General features: G+C 40.8%; 21 protein-coding genes. 10 read left to right on the top strand and 11 right to left on the bottom strand.

The annotated features are described in order from the left end of the window. Positions 1-7: 7 nt before the first annotated feature. Both ACNORC_RS07105 and lysA read right to left on the bottom strand, forming a co-directional pair. Positions 8-457: a DUF4168 domain-containing protein gene (locus ACNORC_RS07105; RefSeq protein ID WP_418334928.1), complete on the bottom strand. Its 450-nt coding sequence runs from the start codon at positions 455-457 to the stop codon at positions 8-10. A 130-nt stretch (positions 458-587) separates the two neighbouring features. Continuing rightward, a complete protein-coding gene (lysA, locus tag ACNORC_RS07110; protein ID WP_418334929.1) occupies positions 588-1,808 on the bottom strand; it encodes a diaminopimelate decarboxylase in 1,221 nt (406 codons plus the stop codon). A 226-nt stretch (positions 1,809-2,034) separates the two neighbouring features. On the opposite strand from lysA, the gene ACNORC_RS07115 reads away from it, so the two are divergent. The 5 genes from ACNORC_RS07115 (at position 2,035) to ACNORC_RS07135 (ending at position 5,508) form a co-directional block, all read left to right on the top strand. Continuing rightward, a complete protein-coding gene (locus ACNORC_RS07115) occupies positions 2,035-2,688 on the top strand; it encodes an LON peptidase substrate-binding domain-containing protein (protein WP_418334930.1) in 654 nt (217 codons plus the stop codon). A 109-nt stretch (positions 2,689-2,797) separates the two neighbouring features. Continuing rightward, positions 2,798-3,991: an ADP-forming succinate--CoA ligase subunit beta gene (gene sucC, locus ACNORC_RS07120; protein WP_418334931.1), complete on the top strand. Its 1,194-nt coding sequence runs from the start codon at positions 2,798-2,800 to the stop codon at positions 3,989-3,991. 167 nt (positions 3,992-4,158) lie between these two features. Continuing rightward, positions 4,159-4,488, top strand: coding sequence for a hypothetical protein (locus tag ACNORC_RS07125; protein ID WP_418334932.1), 330 nt, complete (start codon positions 4,159-4,161; stop codon positions 4,486-4,488). A 159-nt stretch (positions 4,489-4,647) separates the two neighbouring features. Then, positions 4,648-4,986, top strand: a complete 339-nt coding sequence (locus tag ACNORC_RS07130; RefSeq protein WP_418334933.1) for a hypothetical protein — start codon at positions 4,648-4,650, stop codon at positions 4,984-4,986. Between the two features lie 186 nt (positions 4,987-5,172). Continuing rightward, a complete protein-coding gene (locus ACNORC_RS07135; RefSeq protein ID WP_418334934.1) occupies positions 5,173-5,508 on the top strand; it encodes a hypothetical protein in 336 nt (111 codons plus the stop codon). A 52-nt stretch (positions 5,509-5,560) separates the two neighbouring features. Here the strand turns inward: ACNORC_RS07135 and ACNORC_RS07140 are convergent, their stop codons facing one another. Together ACNORC_RS07140 and ACNORC_RS07145 are read right to left on the bottom strand one after the other, a co-directional pair. After that, complete coding sequence (locus ACNORC_RS07140) at positions 5,561-6,250, bottom strand: phosphoadenylyl-sulfate reductase (protein WP_418334935.1); 690 nt, start codon at positions 6,248-6,250, stop codon at positions 5,561-5,563. Continuing rightward, positions 6,234-6,500, bottom strand: a complete 267-nt coding sequence (locus ACNORC_RS07145) for a DUF1456 family protein (protein WP_418335382.1) — start codon at positions 6,498-6,500, stop codon at positions 6,234-6,236. Before ACNORC_RS07145 ends, ACNORC_RS07140 begins: the two co-directional genes overlap by 17 nt. A 206-nt stretch (positions 6,501-6,706) precedes the next feature. On the opposite strand from ACNORC_RS07145, the gene ACNORC_RS07150 reads away from it, so the two are divergent. The 3 genes from ACNORC_RS07150 to ACNORC_RS07160 all read left to right on the top strand — a co-directional run bounded on the left by ACNORC_RS07150 (position 6,707) and on the right by ACNORC_RS07160 (position 9,660). Next, the gene (locus tag ACNORC_RS07150) at positions 6,707-7,150 is read left to right on the top strand and encodes an Hsp20/alpha crystallin family protein (RefSeq protein WP_418334936.1); all 444 of its coding nucleotides are present in this window, start codon (positions 6,707-6,709) and stop codon (positions 7,148-7,150) included. A gap of 268 nt (positions 7,151-7,418) precedes the next feature. Continuing rightward, complete coding sequence (locus ACNORC_RS07155) at positions 7,419-9,032, top strand: thiamine pyrophosphate-dependent enzyme (RefSeq protein ID WP_418334937.1); 1,614 nt, start codon at positions 7,419-7,421, stop codon at positions 9,030-9,032. A 19-nt stretch (positions 9,033-9,051) separates the two neighbouring features. Beyond that, the gene (locus ACNORC_RS07160) at positions 9,052-9,660 is read left to right on the top strand and encodes an indolepyruvate oxidoreductase subunit beta (protein ID WP_418334938.1); all 609 of its coding nucleotides are present in this window, start codon (positions 9,052-9,054) and stop codon (positions 9,658-9,660) included. Positions 9,661-9,750: 90 nt separating this feature from the next. Here the strand turns inward: ACNORC_RS07160 and ACNORC_RS07165 are convergent, their stop codons facing one another. Then, on the bottom strand, positions 9,751-10,983 hold the full coding sequence (locus ACNORC_RS07165) for an aminotransferase-like domain-containing protein (protein ID WP_418334939.1): 1,233 nt from the start codon (positions 10,981-10,983) through the stop codon (positions 9,751-9,753). Positions 10,984-11,103: 120 nt separating this feature from the next. Between ACNORC_RS07165 and ACNORC_RS07170 the strand changes: the two genes are divergently transcribed. After that, a complete protein-coding gene (locus tag ACNORC_RS07170; RefSeq protein WP_418334940.1) occupies positions 11,104-13,188 on the top strand; it encodes an acetate--CoA ligase family protein in 2,085 nt (694 codons plus the stop codon). A 27-nt stretch (positions 13,189-13,215) separates the two neighbouring features. Here the strand turns inward: ACNORC_RS07170 and ACNORC_RS07175 are convergent, their stop codons facing one another. From ACNORC_RS07175 to ACNORC_RS07195, 5 genes are all read right to left on the bottom strand, one after another. Beyond that, positions 13,216-13,557: a hypothetical protein gene (locus ACNORC_RS07175; protein WP_418334941.1), complete on the bottom strand. Its 342-nt coding sequence runs from the start codon at positions 13,555-13,557 to the stop codon at positions 13,216-13,218. Further along, the gene (locus ACNORC_RS07180) at positions 13,530-14,426 is read right to left on the bottom strand and encodes a phage tail-like protein (protein ID WP_418334942.1); all 897 of its coding nucleotides are present in this window, start codon (positions 14,424-14,426) and stop codon (positions 13,530-13,532) included. The genes ACNORC_RS07175 and ACNORC_RS07180 overlap by 28 nt, the downstream gene beginning before the upstream one ends. A 101-nt stretch (positions 14,427-14,527) precedes the next feature. Then, positions 14,528-16,531 carry an excinuclease ABC subunit UvrB gene (gene uvrB, locus ACNORC_RS07185; RefSeq protein ID WP_418334943.1) on the bottom strand — a complete coding sequence of 668 codons (2,004 nt, stop codon included), beginning with the start codon at positions 16,529-16,531 and terminating at the stop codon, positions 14,528-14,530. Between the two features lie 94 nt (positions 16,532-16,625). Next, the gene (locus ACNORC_RS07190) at positions 16,626-17,462 is read right to left on the bottom strand and encodes an ABC transporter permease (protein ID WP_418334944.1); all 837 of its coding nucleotides are present in this window, start codon (positions 17,460-17,462) and stop codon (positions 16,626-16,628) included. Next, the gene (locus ACNORC_RS07195) at positions 17,462-18,364 is read right to left on the bottom strand and encodes an ABC transporter ATP-binding protein (RefSeq protein ID WP_418334945.1); all 903 of its coding nucleotides are present in this window, start codon (positions 18,362-18,364) and stop codon (positions 17,462-17,464) included. The genes ACNORC_RS07190 and ACNORC_RS07195 overlap by 1 nt, the downstream gene beginning before the upstream one ends. A gap of 91 nt (positions 18,365-18,455) precedes the next feature. Here ACNORC_RS07195 and ACNORC_RS07200 point away from each other — a divergent pair, with 91 nt between their 5' ends. Further along, positions 18,456-19,517 (top strand): hypothetical protein, encoded by a 1,062-nt coding sequence (locus tag ACNORC_RS07200; RefSeq protein WP_418334946.1) that lies wholly within the window; start codon positions 18,456-18,458, stop codon positions 19,515-19,517. A 100-nt stretch (positions 19,518-19,617) separates the two neighbouring features. On the opposite strand, the gene ACNORC_RS07205 is transcribed toward ACNORC_RS07200, so the two are convergent. Continuing rightward, on the bottom strand, positions 19,618-20,676 hold the full coding sequence (locus ACNORC_RS07205; protein WP_418334947.1) for a nucleoid-associated protein: 1,059 nt from the start codon (positions 20,674-20,676) through the stop codon (positions 19,618-19,620). Positions 20,677-20,689 lie beyond the last annotated feature (13 nt).

The following is a 20,689-nucleotide window of genomic DNA, read 5'->3' on the forward strand; positions in this document are numbered from 1 at the left end:
TGAGCATCTATTTCTTTTGAAACTCTTCTTTTAGACGCTCCTGCAAAGCAGCATCCTGTTGAAGACGGGTCGCTATTTGCTGATATCTTTCTATAGTAAGCCCATTACTTGTGATCATGTCTTCCATCTTTTGCTGGAAAGAGACCTGCATTTTTTCAATTTCAGAAATGACATCTTCGTACTTCTCCTGCTCTTCGGCAGTGGCGTCTACTTCTGTATCAGGATCCAGGGTGGCTTTGTGGATCTCGTTGAACCGCTTGATCTCCAGATCTTCGCTTTTTATTACTTCCTGCATCTTCAATTGCGCCTCCTGATTGGTCATTCTCATTTGCTGGAAAGTCTGTGCGAATTTTGTCAACTCCGCGTCAGTCACTTTTTGCCCTTCCTGGGCCATTAGTGCAGTCGTGCTGAAAATAAAAATCAACAACATTCCTGCAATTCTCTTCATTCTAGTCATATTCAATTTTTTATAGTTCAGGGGCAAACCTAACAGGAATGATGGGAAAAGCCAAAAAATTGGGGAGTTAATCTGAAAAAGTGAGGTTTTAAAAAGGAAGAAAAAAGCTCCCTTTTTGGGAGCTTTTCATTTATAATCCGGTTTCTTCAAAATTAAAAGGCACCTGTCCGCGGGTAAGGTCTTCGAAGTTTTCCCTTTTTCTAATCAGGTGGGCTTCCCCATTATGCCACAGAACTTCAGGTGGTCTAAACCTGCTGTTGTAGTTGCTGGCCATAGAAAAGCAATAGGCGCCGGCGTTGTCAAAAGCAAGTATGTCTCCTTCTTTTATTTCGGCGATACGGCGGTTATTGGCAAAAGTGTCGGTCTCACATATATATCCCACCACTGAATAGAAGCGTTCTTTTCCTTCAGGATTAGAGATATTATGGATCTCATGCCTGGAGCCGTAGAGCATTGGTCTAATAAGGTGATTGAAACCGCTGTCAACTCCTGCAAAAACAGTAGAAGTTGTCTGCTTGATCACATTGACCTTCACCAGGAATTTTCCGGCCTCACTCACAAGAAATTTTCCGGGTTCAAAGGCAAGGGTAAGGTCTCTTCCGTAGTTGCGGCAGAATTCATTGAATCTTGCGGAAAGTTTTTCCCCAAGCTCTTCAATATTTGTTTCAATGTCTCCTTCTTTATAAGGTACTTTGAATCCGCTACCAAAATCAATGAACTCAAGATCTTTAAAGTTTTTGGCAGTTTCAAAAAGGATCTCAGATGCGTAAAGGAAAACTTCTATGTCCAAAATATCACTTCCGGTGTGCATGTGAATTCCATTGATGTTCATTCCGGTATTCTCAACGATCCTCAACAGGTGCGGAATCTGGTGAATGGAAATTCCGAATTTGGAATCAATATGGCCTACTGAAATGTTCGTGTTTCCACCGGCCATCACGTGCGGATTGATCCTGATGCAAACAGGCACTTTTGGATGTCTGGATCCAAACTGCTCCAGAATAGAAAGATTATCAATATTGATCTGCACCCCCAAAGTAGAAACCTCTTCGATCTCCTCGAGAGAAACTCCATTTGGAGTGTAGATGATTTTGGAGGGTTCTACTCCGGCTGCAAGCCCCAGCTTCACCTCCTGAATTGAAACAGTATCCAGGCCTGCGCCTAATGTTCGGAATAGTTTTAGAACCGAAATATTAGAAAGCGCCTTGACCGCATAATTGATGCGTAGCTGCTGCACATTTTGAAAGGCATTGGTAAGTCGCCTGTACTGTGAAATGATCTTTTCGGAATCATACACATAGACAGGGCTGCCAAATTCTTCTGCTATATCTAAAAGGTTCTGGTTGTTCATTTTTCTGAAATTAAGGATGCAAAAATAACGGAGTTTGAAGCACTTCCTAAACTCCCTGTTTAAAATTAACCAATTCTAACAAATTGTTATTTTTGAGAGTATCCTTTTGAAATGTACTGCAAATTCGGTGCTTCGAAAGTGCCTCAAATTTATAACGAAAATAAAGCCGAAGAGCGTTCATGAGCTAAAAAGATTTTCGTAATTTAATATTGTAAATCAAATAGTTATGACTTCTAGGTTAGCATTGTTCCCCCTACAGAATGTTGTCTTTCCTGGTGAAAAACTACCGCTTCACATTTTTGAGGAGCGGTATAAACAATTGATCCAAGATTGCGAAACGACAGGGATTACCTTTGGGATCCCGGTATACCTGAACAACAAGTTGAAGTATGGAACTGAAGTAGAGTTGAAACAGGTAGTGAACAGTTATGCTTCAGGAGCAAAAGATGTGATCTGTCACGGGCTGCGGGTCTTCAGAATCCGTGAATTTGAGCATATGGAAAAAGGAAAGATCTACGCGGGGGGTGACGTGGAATTTCTTGAGGATATTGATGATCCCGATGAGGAACAAAAACAACAGTTAATAGACCTTATTGTTGAACTGTACCTGCATCTGGAAGTGCCGCCGCCGGTCATTGATTACGCCACCTTCCGAAGTTTTACATTGGCGCACAAGATCGGACTTTCCCTGCAACAGGAATATTCCCTTTTAAAACTGACTTCAGAGAAAGACAGACAGGCGTATATTATTAATCATCTGTGTATTACCATTCCAATAGTTCAGGAAATGAACAGAGCTAAACAAACCATAGAGCTCAACGGACATTTCCGCAATTTTGACCCGTTAGATTTCAGGGAATTTCGACTCAAGACCAGGTAATTATCAGAACCCTTTTTGAACAAGGCCTTCATTCAAAAAATATTGGCAGAATCCTATAATGTTTGTTACTTTTGTGGACCATAATAAACACAGAAGAAACCACCTCATTATGAATATACACGAATACCAAGGAAAAGAAATACTTAGCAGTTTTGGAGTGCGCGTACAAAGAGGGATCGTTGCCCAGGATGCTAAAGAAGCAGTGGAAGCTGCAAAGAAACTCACAGAACAAACAGGAACCGGTTGGCACGTAATTAAGGCCCAGGTACATGCGGGAGGCCGTGGTAAAGGTGGTGGTGTAAAACTGGCCAAGAACCTGCAGGAAGTTGAAGAGATCGCAGGACAAATTATCGGGATGAACCTTGTTACTCCTCAAACCTCTGCGGAAGGTAAAAAAGTTCATCAGGTACTGGTTGCAGAAGATGTGTACTATCCCGGAGACAGTGAGCCGGATGAGTTCTATATGTCTGTTCTTCTGAACCGTGGTACGGGCCGCAATATGATCATGTATTCCACCGAAGGAGGAATGGATATCGAAACTGTAGCTGAGCAAACGCCGCACCTTATCTTTCACGAAGAAATTGATCCTTCAGTAGGTTTGATGCCTTTCCAGGCACGTCGTATTGCTTTCAACCTAGGTTTGAGCGGTACTGCTTTTAAGGAAATGACAAAATTCGTAATGGCCTTGTACGAGGCTTATATAAAATCTGATTCTTCACTTTTTGAGATCAACCCGGTCTTGAAAACTAGCGACGATAAGATCCTGGCTGTTGATGCGAAGGTAACCCTTGATGATAATGCCCTTTTCCGTCATAAGGATTATGCTGAAATGCGCGACATTCGTGAAGAGAATCCTGTTGAGGTAGAGGCGAAAGCTGTTGGACTAAACTATGTGGACCTTGACGGAAACGTTGGTTGTATGGTAAACGGAGCCGGACTTGCAATGGCGACCATGGACCTTATCAAACAAGCGGGTGGAGAGCCGGCTAACTTCCTTGATGTGGGTGGAACAGCCGATGCCAAGAGGGTAGAGGAAGCTTTCCGTCTGATCTTGAAAGATGAAAATGTAAAAGCGATTCTTGTTAATATCTTTGGAGGTATTGTACGTTGTGACCGTGTGGCGCAGGGAATTGTAGATGCCTATAGGAACCTGGGAGATGCTATTCACGTACCTATTATTGTACGTCTACAGGGAACGAATGCTGATATCGCAAAAGACCTTATCGACAATAGTGGTCTTGACGTTTACAGTGCTGTTCAGTTCCAGGAAGCAGCTGATAAAGTTCAGGAAGTATTGGCTTAATCAACTTTAATATGAAATTAAGACCCCGGCATTAGTCGGGGTTTTTTTATGTTTGGTCGGGAAAAGTTAAAAATAAGTTAAGGAAATAAGCTGCTGTAACATTTCTGAAAGTCGCCGGTCTCTAAGGTAAATCAATTAATCAAAAAACATTTTTAAACTGAACCTTTATGAGACATTTTAAACTTATGCTGATAGCTTTTGCGATGACAATGGTCTCAGCTTATGCAAACAATGATTACGGTAAAAAACAACCTGTTTCGGCTGAGATCCAGAAGATGCTTACTGATTCAGATCTAAGCTTTGATGAAAATTTTACAGTGACTATCTATTTCAAAGTTTCTGATGATCATCGTATAGAAGTACAGGCAGTACAGTCGCCTAATGAAGAGGTGAATGAATTTCTTCAGAAAAGACTTCAAAATCAAAAGTTACATGGTGCAAACTGGAACTCCGAAAAGGTATATGAATTACCGGTGAGAGTTCAAGCTGTAAGGTAACTCTATTGCAAATGAAAAAGCCCGGTCACAGGACCGGGCTTTTTTGTTTTAAGGATTTTCAATCTAATCTGTTTTGAAAAAAATAAAATTTTTTTGCGTCTTTTTCTTTAGGCTCCAGTCTCTATTAAAAAGACACTTAAACTTAATAAAACAAAAGTCATGAGAAATTTAAAACTGTATTTTGTCCTTGTACTACTAACTGTTAGTAATTACACCTTTGCCGGAAACCTTGCCGATGGTGAAAGAGAATCTCCAATTACTGCTCAAATCGCGAAGATGTTGGATCGTTCAAAACTTGTCATAGAAGAAGAATTTACTGTCACAGTGATCTTTCAGGTTAGTGAAGACCAAAGAATTGAAGTTAGAGCTATTTCCTCTCCAAATGATGAGGTGAATACTTTTCTGAAGAAGCGACTTGAGAATCAGAAGTTGCACGGACGCAACTGGAGTACCAAAATGATTTATGAGCTTCCTGTAAAGGTAGAGGCGAGGAGATGAGAAATTTGTTTAAAATACTTCCCGGCCTGGCCGGGATTTTTTTTGTTCAGGCCTCTGCTGCTGCAGGATTCAACCTGTTAAAAAAAAATTAAATTACCATTTACCATGTAACGTTCATGATTTTGAACAGTCTATATAGTAAATCAATTAATCAAAGATCAGTCAATCAATCTAAAAACGAACATCATGAAAAATTTAAAATTTTTGTTAGTCGCTTTTGCAATTACAATGAGTACCTCAGTTTTTGCCAACTCTTCCAGATTTATAAATACTGAATCTGTGACATCTGAAGTCGAAAAAGTTCTAAACGAGTCCTATTGCGACCTTCAGGAGGATCTTTCGGTAACTCTTTTCTTCTCTGTTTCAGAAAACGGAAGAATACAAAGCCTGGAAGTAGCTTCAGGAAATGAAGAAGTAGATCAGCTCTTAAAAGAGCGCCTTGAAGATCAAGAAGTTCCTGGAGATTACTGGAGGAAAGGAAAGATCTATGAACTCTCTGTAGTTCAGAAAGCAAGAAAATAGAGAAAACCCTCTAAACTTAAAAAGTCCCGGCCTTAGGTTCGGGACTTTTTAGTTACAGGTGTAAGCCACATTCTGTCTTTGGATTATTGTTCCAGCGACCGTTCCTTTCTTCTCCCGCCACAGTGCAATGGGAACATCCTATGGAATGAAACCCTTTTTCCACCAGGGGATGAAAAGGAAGATTGTGTTCTCTTATAAATTCATCGCGCTCTTCTTTTGAAACATCCAAAAGTGGGTAAAACTTTAGAATTTCTCCCCGGTTTTCAAAGATGTCTAATGAGGCACGGTGATCGCTTTGCCACTCCATAAGACCGCTGACCCACACGGTGTACTTTGATTTAATAAGATCCAGAGGTTTCACCTTATTTATATAGCAACAGAAATCTGGATTTTTAGTCCAGGTTTTATCGTTAGTGGTGAAATCGTGCTCTTCTTTTAAGGCGCTTATCGATTTTACTTTTAGTCCGTATAAACCTGAAAGTTTCTTCTGATATTCCAGGGTTTCTTCAAAATGATATCCGGTATCAATGAAGTAAACCAATTGGTTATTTCGTGTTTCTGAGAAGAGTTTTAAAAGGAAGGCTGAAGTGGCTGCAAAGGAACTGGTAAGCATAACCTCTGCTTCGCTAAAGTCGTTATACAGCTCTTCTATGCGTTGAAATAGGGTGAGGGGTTTATATTTTTTATTTAGAAGTGCCACTTCTTCAGCTGACACTTCGCGTTTTTCAGCTATTAGATCCATTGGGGGCAGGTTTGTCTTTTTTCTTCGGCATTGGTCCCCTTTTATAGATGACGAGTCCGTTCAAAAAATTTCGAAGAAATTGATCGCCGCATTCCATGTATTTGGGATGATCTTCACTTCTGAAAATTGCCCCAATCTCACTTTTGGTGACCTTGAAGTCGACCAAAGAGCAGATATGAACAATATCTTCATCCCGCAGTTTCAGTGCAACACGTAATTTCTTAAAAATGTCATTATTGGAAAGTGCCATAGGAGACCTGGTAATTTCGATCAAAAATACGGAAGTTTAATTATAACGCGATACTCCATACTCAAAACCTTTTAAAATGACATAAAGGCAGTAAAATTTCCTTTATAAATGCCATAATGTCTTGTTTTATCCATATTTTCCACGTGGTATTTAGTTTGCTAGGGAGTAAGTGTAGAAATAAAAAGTCAAACTTAAAACTTTATATTATGAGCTTAATTAAACGAAACGAGGCCAACTGGCTGCCATCAGTTTTCGACGATATGTTTAAAACTGATTGGTTAGGTGGAACCACCAATGTGAACAGTATTGGAACCAGTATTCCTGCAGTGAACATCCAGGAGACTGAAGACAACTTTATGGTTGCCGTAGCTGCTCCGGGAAAAACTAAAGAAGATTTCACTATTGAATTGGATAATGATGTGTTGACTATTTCTTCTGAAGAGAAAAAAGAAAGTGAGAACACAGAGAAGAACGGAAGGTATACCAGGAAAGAATTTAGCTACAGCAACTTCAAAAGGTCTTTCAGCCTGCCTGAAACTGTAGAAAGTGAAAAGATCTCTGCTTCCTATAACAACGGAGTACTTGAGATCATGCTTCCAAAGAAAGAAGAGGCAAAAGTTCAACCTAAACGTATGATCGAGATCGCCTAATTATAAGATCTCAAAAATGACAAAAAAACGCTTCTTTTCGGGAGCGTTTTTTTTGTTGCCTGATTTGGGCTAAAGCAATACCACTCCAAAATGACATTTTTGAATCCTCTTTTAATGAGAAATCTGAGCTGTTTTATAAAACTCAACGTATGACAAAGGTCATACTCTGTTCACCCTGATACTGCTAAATTAGTTGCGCAACTAAATCGTTTTAGAGAATGTCGCAAAAGATCGAGGCATTTCAACTATATAAATCAAATTTCAACAGATGAAAAGTTTATTATTAGGTAATGAAGCACTTGCTCAGGGTAGCATTGATGCAGGTTTGTCTGGTGTTTATGCTTATCCCGGGACCCCTTCAACTGAAATTACCGAATACATTCAAAGGTCAAAACTTGCAAAGGAATTAAAGATACATACCACCTGGTCTGTCAATGAAAAAACAGCCATGGAAGCTGCTCTGGGTATGTCTTATGTTGGAAAAAGAGCTATGGTGGTGATGAAGCATGTTGGTTTGAATGTGGCTTCTGACGTGTTTATGAATATGGCTGTTTCGGGAATAAACGGCGGATTGGTAGTGGTAGTTGCAGATGATCCTTCCATGCACTCTTCGCAGAATGAACAGGACTCCCGTTTCTATGGAAAGTTTGCCATGATCCCCATTTTGGAGCCTTCCAATCAGCAGGAGGCCTATGATATCATGTTGTATGCTTTTGATCTTTCCGAAGAAGTGAAATTACCGGTATTGGTGAGGATGGTAACTCGTTTATCGCATTCACGGGCAGATATAAAAACCAGAGAGAGACATAAACAAAACGATATAAATCTACCTTCAGACACCTCCCGTTTTGCCTTACTTCCCACTAATGCTAAGAAGCAGTTCGATCTGCTGGTCAATAAAAAGGAAGTTTTAGTCGAACATTCTGAGAATTCTCATTTAAACAAATTAAAGCTTAGTGAGGACAGAAGTCTGGGGATCATAGCCTGCGGAATAGCCCACAATTACCTGATGGAAAATCTGGAAGAAGATGAAACTTTTTCTTCTGTTCTTAAGATCTCACAATATCCCTTACCTAAAGAAAAAATTAAAGCACTCTATAAGCACTGTGATAAAATTTTAGTACTTGAAGAAGGCTATCCTGTTGTTGAAGAAATACTGCACAATTACTTCGATGAGAATGACAAAGTAAAAGGGAAGTTATCCGGGGACCTGCCGCGAACCGGGGAGCTGAACCCAAATATAGTTGGTAACTCATTAGGTTTTTACCAGGGTATTGCTAAGCCTGTTCCTTCTATAGTTACCCCCAGGCCCCCACAACTCTGTGAAGGTTGTGGACATATTGATCTTTTCAATACCATAAATGAACTAATACCTGAAATTGGAGACAAAAATGTTTTTGGAGATATCGGGTGTTATGCATTGGGCGCTTTACCACCATTGAATAGTATTAATACTTTGATCGACATGGGAGCATCTATCACCATGGCAAAAGGAGCTGCAGATGCAGGAATGGAAAAAGCGATCGCCGTTATTGGGGATTCCACCTTTACGCATTCAGGAATGACAGGGCTTTTAGACGCCGTTTATGAAAATACTCCTATTACGGTAATTATTTCGGACAACTCCGCTGTTGCAATGACGGGAGCGCAGGAATCCTCTGCAGTGGGTAGGCTACGTAAGATTTGTTTAGGTATTGGGGTCCATCCCGATCACCTTAAAACCATAGTCCCTCTGAAAAAGAATCATGAAGAAAATGTGGAAGTATTGCGAAACGAATTGAACTACAAAGGAGTTTCGGTCATCATTTCTGAAAGACCTTGCGTGAGATTATCGAGAGAACAGAAGGAAGTAATTAAAGCCAAAATTGCTTCATTAAATTAAAACAGAAATAACTACACAGATGAAAACAAATATAATATTGTCAGGTGTTGGTGGTCAGGGTATTCTAACTATTGCTGCAGTATTGGATACAGCTGCTTTAAGTGAAAATTTGTTTGTAAAACAATCAGAAGTTCATGGGATGAGTCAACGCGGCGGTGCCGTGCAATCACATGTAAGAATATCTGATAAAGAAATTTTCTCTGATCTCATTCCTGAAGGAAAAGCTGATCTTATCCTATCTGTAGAACCTATGGAACTACTGCGATATATGCCTTACCTGCACAAGTATGGATGGCTGGTTACCGATTCAGAATCTTTTATCAATACAAGTAATTATCCCGAAAAAGAGGATCTGTTCGATCAGATAAGAAAGCATCCTTATCATCTCATTGTAAATGCAACGGAGATTGCGAAAAAGATCGGGAATTCAAAAGTGGCTAATATGGTGTTATTGGGAGCGGCATCTGCTATTATCCCTTTATCTGAAAGCAGCATCCTAGAAGCTATCAAGGAACTTTTCCAACATAAAAGTGAAAGAATTATAAAACTTAATATCGAAGCTTTCAATGAAGGAAAAAAAGTAGCGGAAGGAATTACCAACTTACCTGCCGGTAAAGAAATTGATTAGAAATCCCCTTTTTGAGTAAAATAAAATCGGGATGAATACTGGAAAAGTTCATCCCGATTTGATTTATTCTTTGTCCGGCTTCCGTGGTTATTATAAAACCAATTGGTCCGGGGAAGTTGATTTAGATTTCTGAAGCACTTTTTTTATCGCTTCAGATAAAATAATGATTCCCTCTTCCATGCGATCTTTCGGGGTGTTTGAAAAAGAAAGCCGCAATCTGTCATCTTTTTTACTCGCAGGATCAAAGGTTCTGCCCGTTACGAATACCACGCCTTTAGTCACACTTTCCCTGAATATCTCTGTGGATCTTATATGAGAAGGCAGTTTGAGCCAGACGTAAAATCCGCCTTTCGGTTCATTCCAGGTAATTTCCTCAGGCATATAGGCTTTCAGGTATTTTTGAAGCAGATCTTTGCGTTCCAAATATTCACTTCTCAAAAATGTCAAATAAGGCCCGAGTTTTTGTTGTGCTAAAAATTCATTTCCCAGGATCTGCATGAAATTGGAGGTACAGGCGTCCAGGGCCTGTTTCACCGTTTCTGCTTTTTCAAAAATCTCTTCGGAAGAGAGCATGAAACCTAACCTGAAACCGGGACCGAGTATTTTGGAAAATGATCCGGTGTAAATGATCTCCACATCCTTTACACCATATGATTTCATGGCTTTGGTCAGGTGTTTTTCATCTTCTTTAAAGTAAAGATCGCTGTAAGCATCATCTTCAAGTAATATTATTCCCGTACCGGATAAAACTTCCAGAAGCTCTTTTTTCCTTTGTGGAGAGTAAATGATACCTGCCGGATTATGATAATTTGGCGTCACATAAAGGAATTTTGGTTTTCGGTCCAGGGATTCAATTTTACTTTTTAAAGCTTTTATGTCAATACCGTCCTTATCGATGGGGATGCTGTGGATCTCGGCTCCGGCAGTTTCAAAAACCGACAGGGCTCCAACGAAACACGGATTTTCTGTTAGAATAATATCTCCTTCGTTGACAAATTCCTGGGTCACAATAGAGATGGCCTGCAGCGAACCGGTAGTGATCAAAATCTTATTGTCATCAACCTCTAATCCTTTATTCCTTAAGTAAGCTTCCAGGGACTTGATCAGTGGAGGATAACCGGAGGTAGGACCGTATTGAAAACATAATTTTTTGAGGTCTTCAGGTAAGGAATTGTAGATCTCATCAATTTGTTCTACAGGAAAAAGGTCATTGTTTGGCATCCCGCCGGCAAAGGAAATAAGGTTTTTTCCGGAAGCCTGTTTCATTAAAAGTTTAATGTCTTCTGAATGCATGGAATTAACTGCGTTCGAAAATGCATACATACCCTGAAAGTTTTACGGTCTACTCAAAATAACAAAAAGGGAATCAAACAGATTGTGATGAAGGTCAGTTAATATCCTATTTGAAATTTCTTCCTTTACAGTAATTAAGTCTTGTGTCATATGCTTCATTCAAAATTAATTCATCCAAAAAGCATTGTTGTTGTTGGGGGATCGGACAATATTCACAGTCCGGGAGGAAGAGTTCTGAAAAATTTAATAGATCATAACTATGAAGGGCGGTTATTTGTGGTTAATCCCAAAAAGGACAGTGTTCAGGGAGTTACATCTTACAAGAACATAAATAAAATTCCCAAAGTAGATCTTGCAATTATTGCAATCTCTGCGAAGTATATTTTGGAAACCGTAATGGTCCTTACTCAGCAAAAGAATACTAAAGGCTTTATAATCTTCTCTGCCGGCTTCAGTGAAAAAGATGAAGCTGGAGAAAAACTGGAACAAGAGATCGCCCACTTGATCAATGAAGCTGGTGGAAGTTTATTAGGACCTAATAACATAGGATTGATCAACCAACATTATACCGGAGTCTTTACAACACCGGTTCCCAAACTGGACAAAAAAGGTGTTGATTTTATCTCGGGTTCAGGTGCAACAGCGGTATTTATTATTGAAGCAGCACAAAGTATGGGACTAACCTTTTCCAGCATATATACTGTTGGGAACAGTGCCCAGATAGGAGTAGAGGAGATCCTGGAATATTTAGATCACTCTTTCGAAAAGAAAACAAGCTCCAAAGTAAAGCTGCTTTATATTGAAAGCATTAAAGATCCGCGGAAATTCTTAAAACACACAGCTTCTTTAATCCGAAAGGGCTGCAAAATTGCGGCTGTTAAAGCCGGTAGTTCCGAAGCGGGAAGCAGGGCTGCTTCGTCACATACAGGGGCTATAGCCAATTCTGATGTTTTTGTTGACACCCTCTTCAAAAAAGCTGGAATAATCCGTTGCTACGGCAGAAACGAACTGATTACTGTTGCCGCCATTCTTTTGCAAAAGGAATCTAAAGGCAAGAATATGGCGATCATTACCCACGCCGGAGGGCCTGCTGTAATGTTGACCGATGTATTATCAAAGAATGCAATTAACATCCCTCATTTAGAAGGAGAAGCGAGCGAAGTTTTATTGGAACAGTTGTTCGACGGTTCTTCGGTCTCTAATCCCATTGATTTTTTAGCAACCGGCAATGCTCAGCAATTGGGTAGCATTATTGACTTTTGTGAAAACGATTGTCCGGAAATTGATGCAATGGCTGTTATTTTTGGGAGTCCAGGTTTAACAGGGGTAGAGGATGTGTATGAAGTGCTGGATAAAAAGATCAAAACATCCAAAAAACCTATTTATGCAATTCTTCCCTCGGTGGTGAATGTGAAAAACGAGATCGGGGAGTTTATAAAGAAAGGCAATATTGCTTTTCATGATGAGGTTTTATTCGGAAGCGCTCTAGCAAAAGTATATAATCATGGTACAATTGGTCAATTGGGCAAAGACCCTGATTTACAATTTTCCCGTGACATAAGAGAACTGATAGAAAGGTTACCAGCCGGCTATATGCCAACGGAAGCAGCCGTTGAATTGCTGGAATATGCGGGGATGAAATTTGCCAAACCTTATCAAGTAAGAAGTGAAGAGGAGCTGAAACTCATTTCGAAGTCTGTCAGTTACCCTGTCGTTCTTAAAGTAGAGGGACCGTTGCACAAGTCAGATGTAGGTGGGGTAATATTGGATGTTTCAAATGAAAAGGAAATTTACGACGGCTTCTATAAATTGATGAAGATCGATGGCGCAGTTGCTGTAATAATTCAGCCGATGATAAAGGGAATGGAGCTATTTATCGGGGCGAAAAAAGAGACTAATTATCCTCATGTCATTTTATGCGGACTGGGAGGTATATTCGTGGAAGTATTAAAGGATATCAGCGCCTCCATGATCCCTGTAACTGAAGAGGATGCTTTAAAAATGATCGCTGATCTAAAGGCTTACCCAATGTTAAAAGGTGTCAGAGGTCAAAGTGGAATAAACATCCAGTTGTTTGCTGAAGTAATTGTAAAGCTTTCCAATTTGCTGACCGTGGCCCCTGAAATAGCAGAAATAGATCTCAATCCTCTCATGGCCACCGAAAATGATCTGACGGCTGTGGATGTAAGGATCCGTTTAGAGAGACCGAAGGTTACATCTGTTCTTCAGGCTTAAAAGTTATTTTTTGCAGAACTTCATTTTTTACTTGTCCAGTAGGATCCAGCGGTTTCCTGCACTTTGGATCAGGTATTTCTGTCCGGGATTAATTCCGGTAACCGTTGAATTGGCGGTTATGTCAAAAAGGTCATTTCCATTGAGGAAATCAAAGGTTTTATAGGAATTGCCGGGCCAGTTTATAAGAAACAGGATCCTTCCCTTATTCGTAGCAGCATCAGGAATCGTCACACTGCTCACCTGATTATTGATCCGAAGGGTATAAGTTTCATCGGGTATAACATAAGATCCGGTTGCCGAGGTGGTGGAAGAGTAGGTTCCGAAATTTGGATGGCGCCAACTTAGAATTCCTGCAGCATCGCTAACCAAAACCTGATCGGCACTTCCTCGTTTGTCAGGAAAAATGTATTCTTCGGCAGGCGTGGCACCAATTCCAAGCCGCCCCACAAAGTATCCTGCAAATACCTTTTTTGGATCACTACCCAAAGCGGAACTATAGATGCCGTAAACCGTTCCGGTTCCCTGTATGGTTCCAATTTTATTGTAAATACCGTAATGGTCTTTGTGGAACCAAATGTTTTTCCAACACTGCTATAAATTCCATAGATCTCTTCATTGGTGTTCTGGCTCACCTCGTTGAAGATCCCGTAGTGAATTCCAGTACCATCTGAACTAACATTGCTTTTGATCCCGTATTTCTTATCGGAAGTCACAGATTTGTTGTTGCTCAGGATTCCGTAGGTAACGTTTTTCGTTGATGAACTGGCATTCTCTACCTCGAGTCCGGTCTTAGTAATGATGTCCTCTTCCGGAGTGATCATCACCTTCAATTTAACGTTTCCGGTCTCCCCGCCAATGCTAACATTTCCTTTACGGAAGATCGCATCCTGCTGATTCGTGCTTGGCTGAGTTGTGCCAACTTTGTAGAAATCTGAAAATGCCTTACCGCCAATACCTTCCCATTTTCCGGAGCTCGCATTCCAGAAGTAGAATCCGGAAGGAAATCCGGTTTGGGCATTGAGCAGAAAGACCATCATGCCGTGCTGGGCTGCCGAAGGTTCGGTGGAAGGGAAGGAGTTGATCCTCGGAATAAGGATACCATCTGTGGGTTGAGCCGAAGAAGGATTGGCGATGCTTACATCGAGCTGAGCTTTTGGATCTGTCGTGTTAATTCCTACCTGGGCTTTTGCCTGAAAAATAAACACAGACAGAAGCACCCCAATAATGAAGTTTCTCATGAAAATGGTTGTTTTAAGAGGGGAGGCGGTAAAATAAAAAGGTAGGGTCTGATAAATATAGTAAAAATATTTACCTGAAGGTCAACTACTTAAAAATATACTTAAGTAGCTTCCTGCACCTTTCCCTGGAGCATTTTTATCTCATCCCTCAGCTTCGCGGCAGTCATAAAGTCCAGCTCCTTGGCAGCAGCTTCCATGGCTTTACGTTTTTCCCTGATCCTTTTCTCCAGCTGATTCTTGCTGAAATATTCGGTTTCAGCTTCGGCAGCTTTAAGATCGGGCGCTACTTCATATTCGTATGGCTCTGGTTTCTTCTTCACCAGCATATTCTCGAAGGATTTCTTCAGGGCTTGTGGAGTAATATTATTCTCCGCGTTATATTTCAGTTGCTTTTCTCGTCGGTAATTGGTCTCATCAATGGTTTTCTGCATGCTGTCTGTGATCTTGTCTGCATACATGATCGCTTTCCCTTCCAGGTGTCGCGCCGCCCGTCCAATGGTCTGGGTAAGGGAGCGGTTACTTCTCAAAAATCCTTCTTTATCGGCATCTAAGATCGCTACCAAGGATACTTCCGGAAGGTCAAGTCCTTCCCGCAGGAGGTTCACCCCGACAAGTACATCAAAAAGGCCTTTTCGGAGGTCTTGCATGATCTCAACCCTTTCCAGAGTGTCCACGTCACTATGAATATAGCGGCAGCGAATGTTGATGCGGGTAAGATATTTGGTGAACTCTTCGGCCATACGTTTTGTAAGCGTGGTAACCAATATTCGCTGATCTTTTTCAATTCTCAGTTGGATCTCTTCTATCAGGTCATCGATCTGATTAAGGCTCGGTCTCACCTCGATCACCGGGTCAAGTAAGCCGGTTGGTCGAATCACCTGTTCCACATAAAGACCTTCCGTTTTCTGGAGTTCATAATCTGCAGGAGTAGCACTTACATAGATCACCTGGTTCTGGAGAATTTCAAATTCCTCAAATTTCAAGGGCCGGTTATCCATCGCAGCGGGTAGACGGAAACCATAATCTACCAAAGTTTCTTTTCGCGAACGGTCACCTCCATACATGGCGTGCACCTGCGGAATAGTCACGTGGCTTTCATCTACAACCATCAGATAATCATCGGGGAAGTAATCAAGCAAACAGAATGGCCGTGTTCCGGGAGGTCTTCCATCTAAATACCGGGAGTAGTTCTCAATACCTGAACAATAACCTAATTCCCTGATCATTTCCAGGTCGAAATTGGTACGTTCATCCAGTCGTTTTGCCTCTAGGTGTTTTCCAATTTCCTGAAAGTAATCCACCTGTTTTACAAGGTCGTCCTGAATCTCACGGATCGCTCCCTGTAAAACATCAGGGGAGGTCACGAACATGTTCGCAGGATAAATATTCAGCCGGTCGTATTTTTCAATAAGGTCATTGGTGGCCGGATCAAAAGCTTCGATCTCTTCTATTTCATCTCCAAAAAAGTGAATTCTGAAGGCGTTGTCGGCATAACTTGGAAATATATCCACAGTATCTCCTTTAATGCGGAAATTTCCGTGGGTGAATTCGGCTTCTGTTCGGGAATATAGACTTTGTACTAGTTTGTGAAGTAACTGAGTTCTGGAAATAACCATATCCCGTTCAATAGAAATGACATTCTTCTTGAATTCCACCGGGTTTCCGATACCGTAAAGACAGGAAACCGAAGCCACTACAATAACATCCCGTCTTCCCGAAAGAAGGGAAGAGGTGGTGCTCAAACGTAATTTTTCGATCTCTTCGTTAATGGAAAGATCCTTTTCTATATAGGTTCCTGAGGAAGGAATAAAGGCTTCAGGCTGATAATAATCGTAGTAGCTTACAAAGTATTCTACCGCATTTTCAGGGAAGAATTGCTTAAATTCTGAATATAACTGGGCGGCCAGGGTCTTGTTATGGGCCAGTACGAGAGTCGGTTTTTGTACCTCCTCGATCACATTGGCAACGGTAAAGGTCTTTCCTGAACCTGTAACCCCAAGTAGGGTCTGATATCGTTCATTACTATTTATACCCTGAACCAGTTGACTGATAGCCTTTGGCTGGTCACCGGTGGGTTTGAAGTCTGATTTTACCTTGAATTTCATACGGGTACTTTGTGGCCTGCAAAAATAGCCATTTTACATACCTAATCAAAAAGGAGGCCACTCCTAATGATTAGAATATCAGGCTTAAAGCTCTTTACAGATCCCGCTTTTTCAGAAGTAAGAAAGAAAAATAAACGAACAGGAAGGTCCAGACCATCACGATCAAGAGCTGGTACCAGTGTATGCCGTAGTCTTTGGTGATCTCTGAGCCCATTTGTGCTGCTGCTGCCTGTATGGCACCCAGTCTCGTAAAAGGTTCTTTAACCAAAAGGCTCATTGACTCCAGCGGAAAGAACTGGGCAATATTTTCTGCGATATTTGTACCCCTGAACAATTTGAATTCCATTACTCCGCGGGCAATGCTTTCCATGATCCACCAGATGAACAAAAAGCCCAACGCAAATGCCGATCTTTTTACCAGCACGCCTAAAAACATACAGAAGGCAAAGAAACCGACCAGTTTTATAAAATAGGCGAACAGGTATTCCATATCCGAAAAGATGATGGAGATCTCCGTATAATCCGAGAAGGAAAGACCAAGGATCATAGAAACTATGAACAGAAAAATCGTAGATAAAAAGGCGAAGCTTAATACGGTGAGGAACTTAGAAAGCACAAATTCCTTTTTGCTTAATCCGTCGATCAGGTTCTGTTTTAAGGTGCGGTTAGAATATTCGTTGGACATCATGGAAACGATCACAATGGCCAGGAATAACTTCAGGGTAGCAGCTACATAGCTGTTAAAATGCCAGATGAATGGAAAATTGAAGATTCCCATGTCAGCAACCCTTCCCCTGAACTCCCCAATATTGAACTCAATGGAGGCAATTAGAGAAATGAAAGTGATCAACACAAAATAGGTCGTGATAAGGACTTTGGCCGATTTGCTGTAACGCAGCTTATGAAATTCTATAGTGAGTAATCGTAACATTAAGCGGAAATTTGATTGGTTAACTGTAAGAACTGTTCTTCCAGACTTTCTTTGCGTTTTACAAGCTGTGAGAGAACCAGGCCATTATCAAAAAGATAGGTATTGAGTGCTTCAGCATCCATAGGTTCAGTCAGAAAAGCAGTAATAGAATCCCCTTTTTCAGTGATCTTTCCGAAGGATGGATGGGATTGTAACAGCGCTTTCAGTTTTTCATTATCGGCAGCTTTCAGTTCAAAAAATCCGAAGCTGGCGTTCATTTGATCTACCGGTCCGCCGTAAAGTTTTTCTCCCTTGCGAATGATCACCACATGGGTACAAACTTTTTCAACTTCGTCAAGCAGGTGAGAAGCCAGTAAAATGGTAGTTCCCATACTTGCAATAGTTGTAATGATCTCCCGAATCTGGTGAATTCCCTGCGGATCAAGTCCGTTGGTAGGTTCATCCAGAATAAGAATTTCAGGATCGTTCAACAGGGCAGAGGCGATAGCAAGCCGTTGTTTCATACCCAGCGAAAAAGTGCGGAATTTACTGTCTTTTCTCTCCAGTAGACCAACCAGTTCCAGTTTCTCTTCAATCTTATCAGGAGAGACATTTTTGATCTTACAAACCAGGGCAAGGTTTTGGGCTGCGGTCATATATGGGTAGAAATTGGGCCGCTCAATAATAGCACCTACTTTCTTCAGGGCATTGTGGGTACTTTGTTGTCCGTCAAACCATTGGAAATCTCCGCTGGTCTTATTGACCACGTTCAGAACAATACCAAGGGTTGTGGATTTTCCGCTCCCATTGGGTCCAAGAATTCCGTAAACGTTTCCTTTTTCAATGGTAAAGGAAAGGTCCTTCACGGCTGTAACCGGGCCGTACTTTTTGGTGAGGTTGGAAATTTGAAGGATTTTTTTCAAAATACTGAGGCTTTTATCATTCGACGCCTAAGTTAACGTTTTGTTACATGGCCAAACAAAAAGAAGTCTTATTTTTGAGGAAAACCAAGGAATGCAAGAAAAACTGATGTCAAAAAAGAAACCGTCTTTTCCCGTAAGTGAGCGGTTTCATAAATATCTGGCCAAGTACAACAGAAACATCAAAATTCCCGTTTTTTATGAAGACCTGCTTCGATTTTCAGGTTCCATTGTGGTCTATGATCAACATGAAGAAGATACCTACTGGGTGCGCTGCTACTACTCTGATCATGAACGAAACGACATTGATAACAGCCTGAAACAGGTTTATACGATCCTTCATTCTGACGGAAGCGACGATTCCCTGGAGTTTCTGAACGTGGATGCTATCGACTACTGTACCTTTGGAAATTCGAAGCCCTTTAGAGTAAAGATCCGGAATGTACTCAATGACAGTTTTACCTACTTCTACGTTAAAAAAGCTGATGCTTCCAGAGTGTATGGATTGGAATTTGAACATATACTTTCCCCGCACCGGATCAATTTCCTGGTCTACCGGGAGACTTTAATTGAAGCGCATATAGCAGGGATCCCGGGCGATGTTTTTATTGACGATCATTTACCGGAATGTGATGAGCGGGCCAAGACCCAGATCGCGAAACAGTTCGTAAAGTTCAACGAACGCTGTACTATCCGGTTGCTCGGAGATATGCGCTCCTATAACTACGTGATCATTCCCACTCATGATTTTGACCATGTTGAATATCAAATTCGGGCGATAGATTTTGATCAGCAGTGTTATGAGGGAAATCTGAAAGTTTACCGGCCACAATTCTTTAAGGAAAATTACAAGATGGTGCAGCTGGTTGCGACCAAACTGCAGAATTCATCTATTGAACAATATAGGAGGGAAGAACGCTCCCTCCTGGCCAAGCGTATTATCAATGCCCAAAGCAGGTACAAAGAATTAATGCGATGTATTCTTAATGACCAGATATCTACCCAGGAGAATGTTAAACACTTAAGACGGGAATTATACGAATTCTCAAATGACATGAAATTTAAACGGGCCCGTTCTATGGGACAGATATTGCGTACAGCACTTGAATTTGTTAAGAGAAACTACGAGGACGTGAATATGAAAAGACTCATATAATTCAAGATTCAGAATTAAACTATAAAAAGAATAGAGCCTCAAAAATGTCATTTTTGAGGCTCTATTTTCTAAGTTCTTTTGTTTTAAATCCTGAATGCTTTTAGCTTTTTTGCTCCTTATTGAAATAGACCAGGTAGTAATACATCTGTTTTTCTTCATCCCATCCTTTTTCCACAAATTTTTCAGCAGATTCCGGGTTAATGAAGTCCATTTTGATCTGGATGTTAGTATCCAGGTTGATGGTATTCTTAATTGATTTTCGGGCAGCAGTTACCGCTGTATTTGAAATAGGAAAACTGGTGAGGTCTTCGATCTTGTACTTCGGAGCTTTCTCAGTTTTATAATTCCGGAATTCCGGGATCAGATCAGGATTGTCGATTACTGAATTCAAAAATGCTGTTTCTTCAAACTCATCATTTTTCGCAAAGAAGTCTACACTTCGGTTCATGAACATCACTTCTTCCTTTTTATCTTCCGCAGGAAGGACCACGTCTTTAGCGAAATTCTGGCAAAACTTCAGATATTTCTTCGTGTGGAAATTCTCATCTGCCAGCACATCCACTCCGAGGAAATTCTCCAGCCAATACTTGGTGTCATACTTATTGGAATCCACGGAAAGGATCTTGTATCCTTCTTCGCGATTCTTATTCAGAATAAGTGCTCCTTTATCGAGCTTGTTCAGGTTAATTCCCTGCTGAATGATCATTTCCAGAATGCTCTCTTTTTCCTGGAACTGAAGGAAATCGTGCTTCAGTTCAGATTTAAAAATGCCAATTGCAGAGGTCTTTTCATTGTCCAGCAAAATGTTGTCGAAGTACACCACATAGACTTCCCCGCTCTTAATGTGTGGATGAGCAGACTGCTCGAAAAGTAGAGTAGTGATCTTTTTGGACTGCGCATGGATATCCTGCGGATTGTCAAAAATGTGGTTCGCGATCTCGTATAACGGATTGAAATCTACATCTACCTCATTGGAGAACTGGAAGTAATTTTCTTCTTTTTCCCGAAAAGGTTTCAGAAAATATTCCTTGATCAGCGGAGTGATCTCATCATTCAGCTGGAAAGGTTGGGCAGAGAGAAAAATATTCTCATTTCTGCTTTTATTACCTACCCTGTGAATGGAAAGTGAATCAATATGAGCGTTATATAAGTTGATCATAAAAATGTTATTT

The sequence above is a fragment of the Salinimicrobium soli genome (assembly GCF_048323655.1).
Classification (GTDB): Bacteria; Bacteroidota; Bacteroidia; order Flavobacteriales; family Flavobacteriaceae; genus Salinimicrobium; species Salinimicrobium soli.

Bases quoted from the DNA above. Each gene is read 5' to 3' on its own strand.
- uvrB (WP_418334943.1), bottom strand. From the start codon at position 16,531: ATGAAATTCAAGGTAAAATCAGACTTCAAACCCACCGGTGACCAGCCA.
- ACNORC_RS07205 (WP_418334947.1), bottom strand. From the start codon at position 20,676: ATGATCAACTTATATAACGCTCATATTGATTCACTTTCCATTCACAGG.
- ACNORC_RS07170 (WP_418334940.1), top strand. From the start codon at position 11,104: ATGCTTCATTCAAAATTAATTCATCCAAAAAGCATTGTTGTTGTTGGG.
- sucC (WP_418334931.1), top strand. From the start codon at position 2,798: ATGAATATACACGAATACCAAGGAAAAGAAATACTTAGCAGTTTTGGA.
- ACNORC_RS07160 (WP_418334938.1), top strand. From the start codon at position 9,052: ATGAAAACAAATATAATATTGTCAGGTGTTGGTGGTCAGGGTATTCTA.
- ACNORC_RS07165 (WP_418334939.1), bottom strand. From the start codon at position 10,983: ATGTATGCATTTTCGAACGCAGTTAATTCCATGCATTCAGAAGACATT.
- ACNORC_RS07115 (WP_418334930.1), top strand. From the start codon at position 2,035: ATGACTTCTAGGTTAGCATTGTTCCCCCTACAGAATGTTGTCTTTCCT.
- ACNORC_RS07150 (WP_418334936.1), top strand. From the start codon at position 6,707: ATGAGCTTAATTAAACGAAACGAGGCCAACTGGCTGCCATCAGTTTTC.
- ACNORC_RS07190 (WP_418334944.1), bottom strand. From the start codon at position 17,462: ATGTTACGATTACTCACTATAGAATTTCATAAGCTGCGTTACAGCAAA.
- ACNORC_RS07140 (WP_418334935.1), bottom strand. From the start codon at position 6,250: ATGGATCTAATAGCTGAAAAACGCGAAGTGTCAGCTGAAGAAGTGGCA.
- ACNORC_RS07145 (WP_418335382.1), bottom strand. From the start codon at position 6,500: ATGGCACTTTCCAATAATGACATTTTTAAGAAATTACGTGTTGCACTG.
- ACNORC_RS07130 (WP_418334933.1), top strand. From the start codon at position 4,648: ATGAGAAATTTAAAACTGTATTTTGTCCTTGTACTACTAACTGTTAGT.
- ACNORC_RS07200 (WP_418334946.1), top strand. From the start codon at position 18,456: ATGCAAGAAAAACTGATGTCAAAAAAGAAACCGTCTTTTCCCGTAAGT.
- ACNORC_RS07125 (WP_418334932.1), top strand. From the start codon at position 4,159: ATGAGACATTTTAAACTTATGCTGATAGCTTTTGCGATGACAATGGTC.
- ACNORC_RS07135 (WP_418334934.1), top strand. From the start codon at position 5,173: ATGAAAAATTTAAAATTTTTGTTAGTCGCTTTTGCAATTACAATGAGT.
- lysA (WP_418334929.1), bottom strand. From the start codon at position 1,808: ATGAACAACCAGAACCTTTTAGATATAGCAGAAGAATTTGGCAGCCCT.
- ACNORC_RS07155 (WP_418334937.1), top strand. From the start codon at position 7,419: ATGAAAAGTTTATTATTAGGTAATGAAGCACTTGCTCAGGGTAGCATT.
- ACNORC_RS07180 (WP_418334942.1), bottom strand. From the start codon at position 14,426: ATGAGAAACTTCATTATTGGGGTGCTTCTGTCTGTGTTTATTTTTCAG.
- ACNORC_RS07105 (WP_418334928.1), bottom strand. From the start codon at position 457: ATGACTAGAATGAAGAGAATTGCAGGAATGTTGTTGATTTTTATTTTC.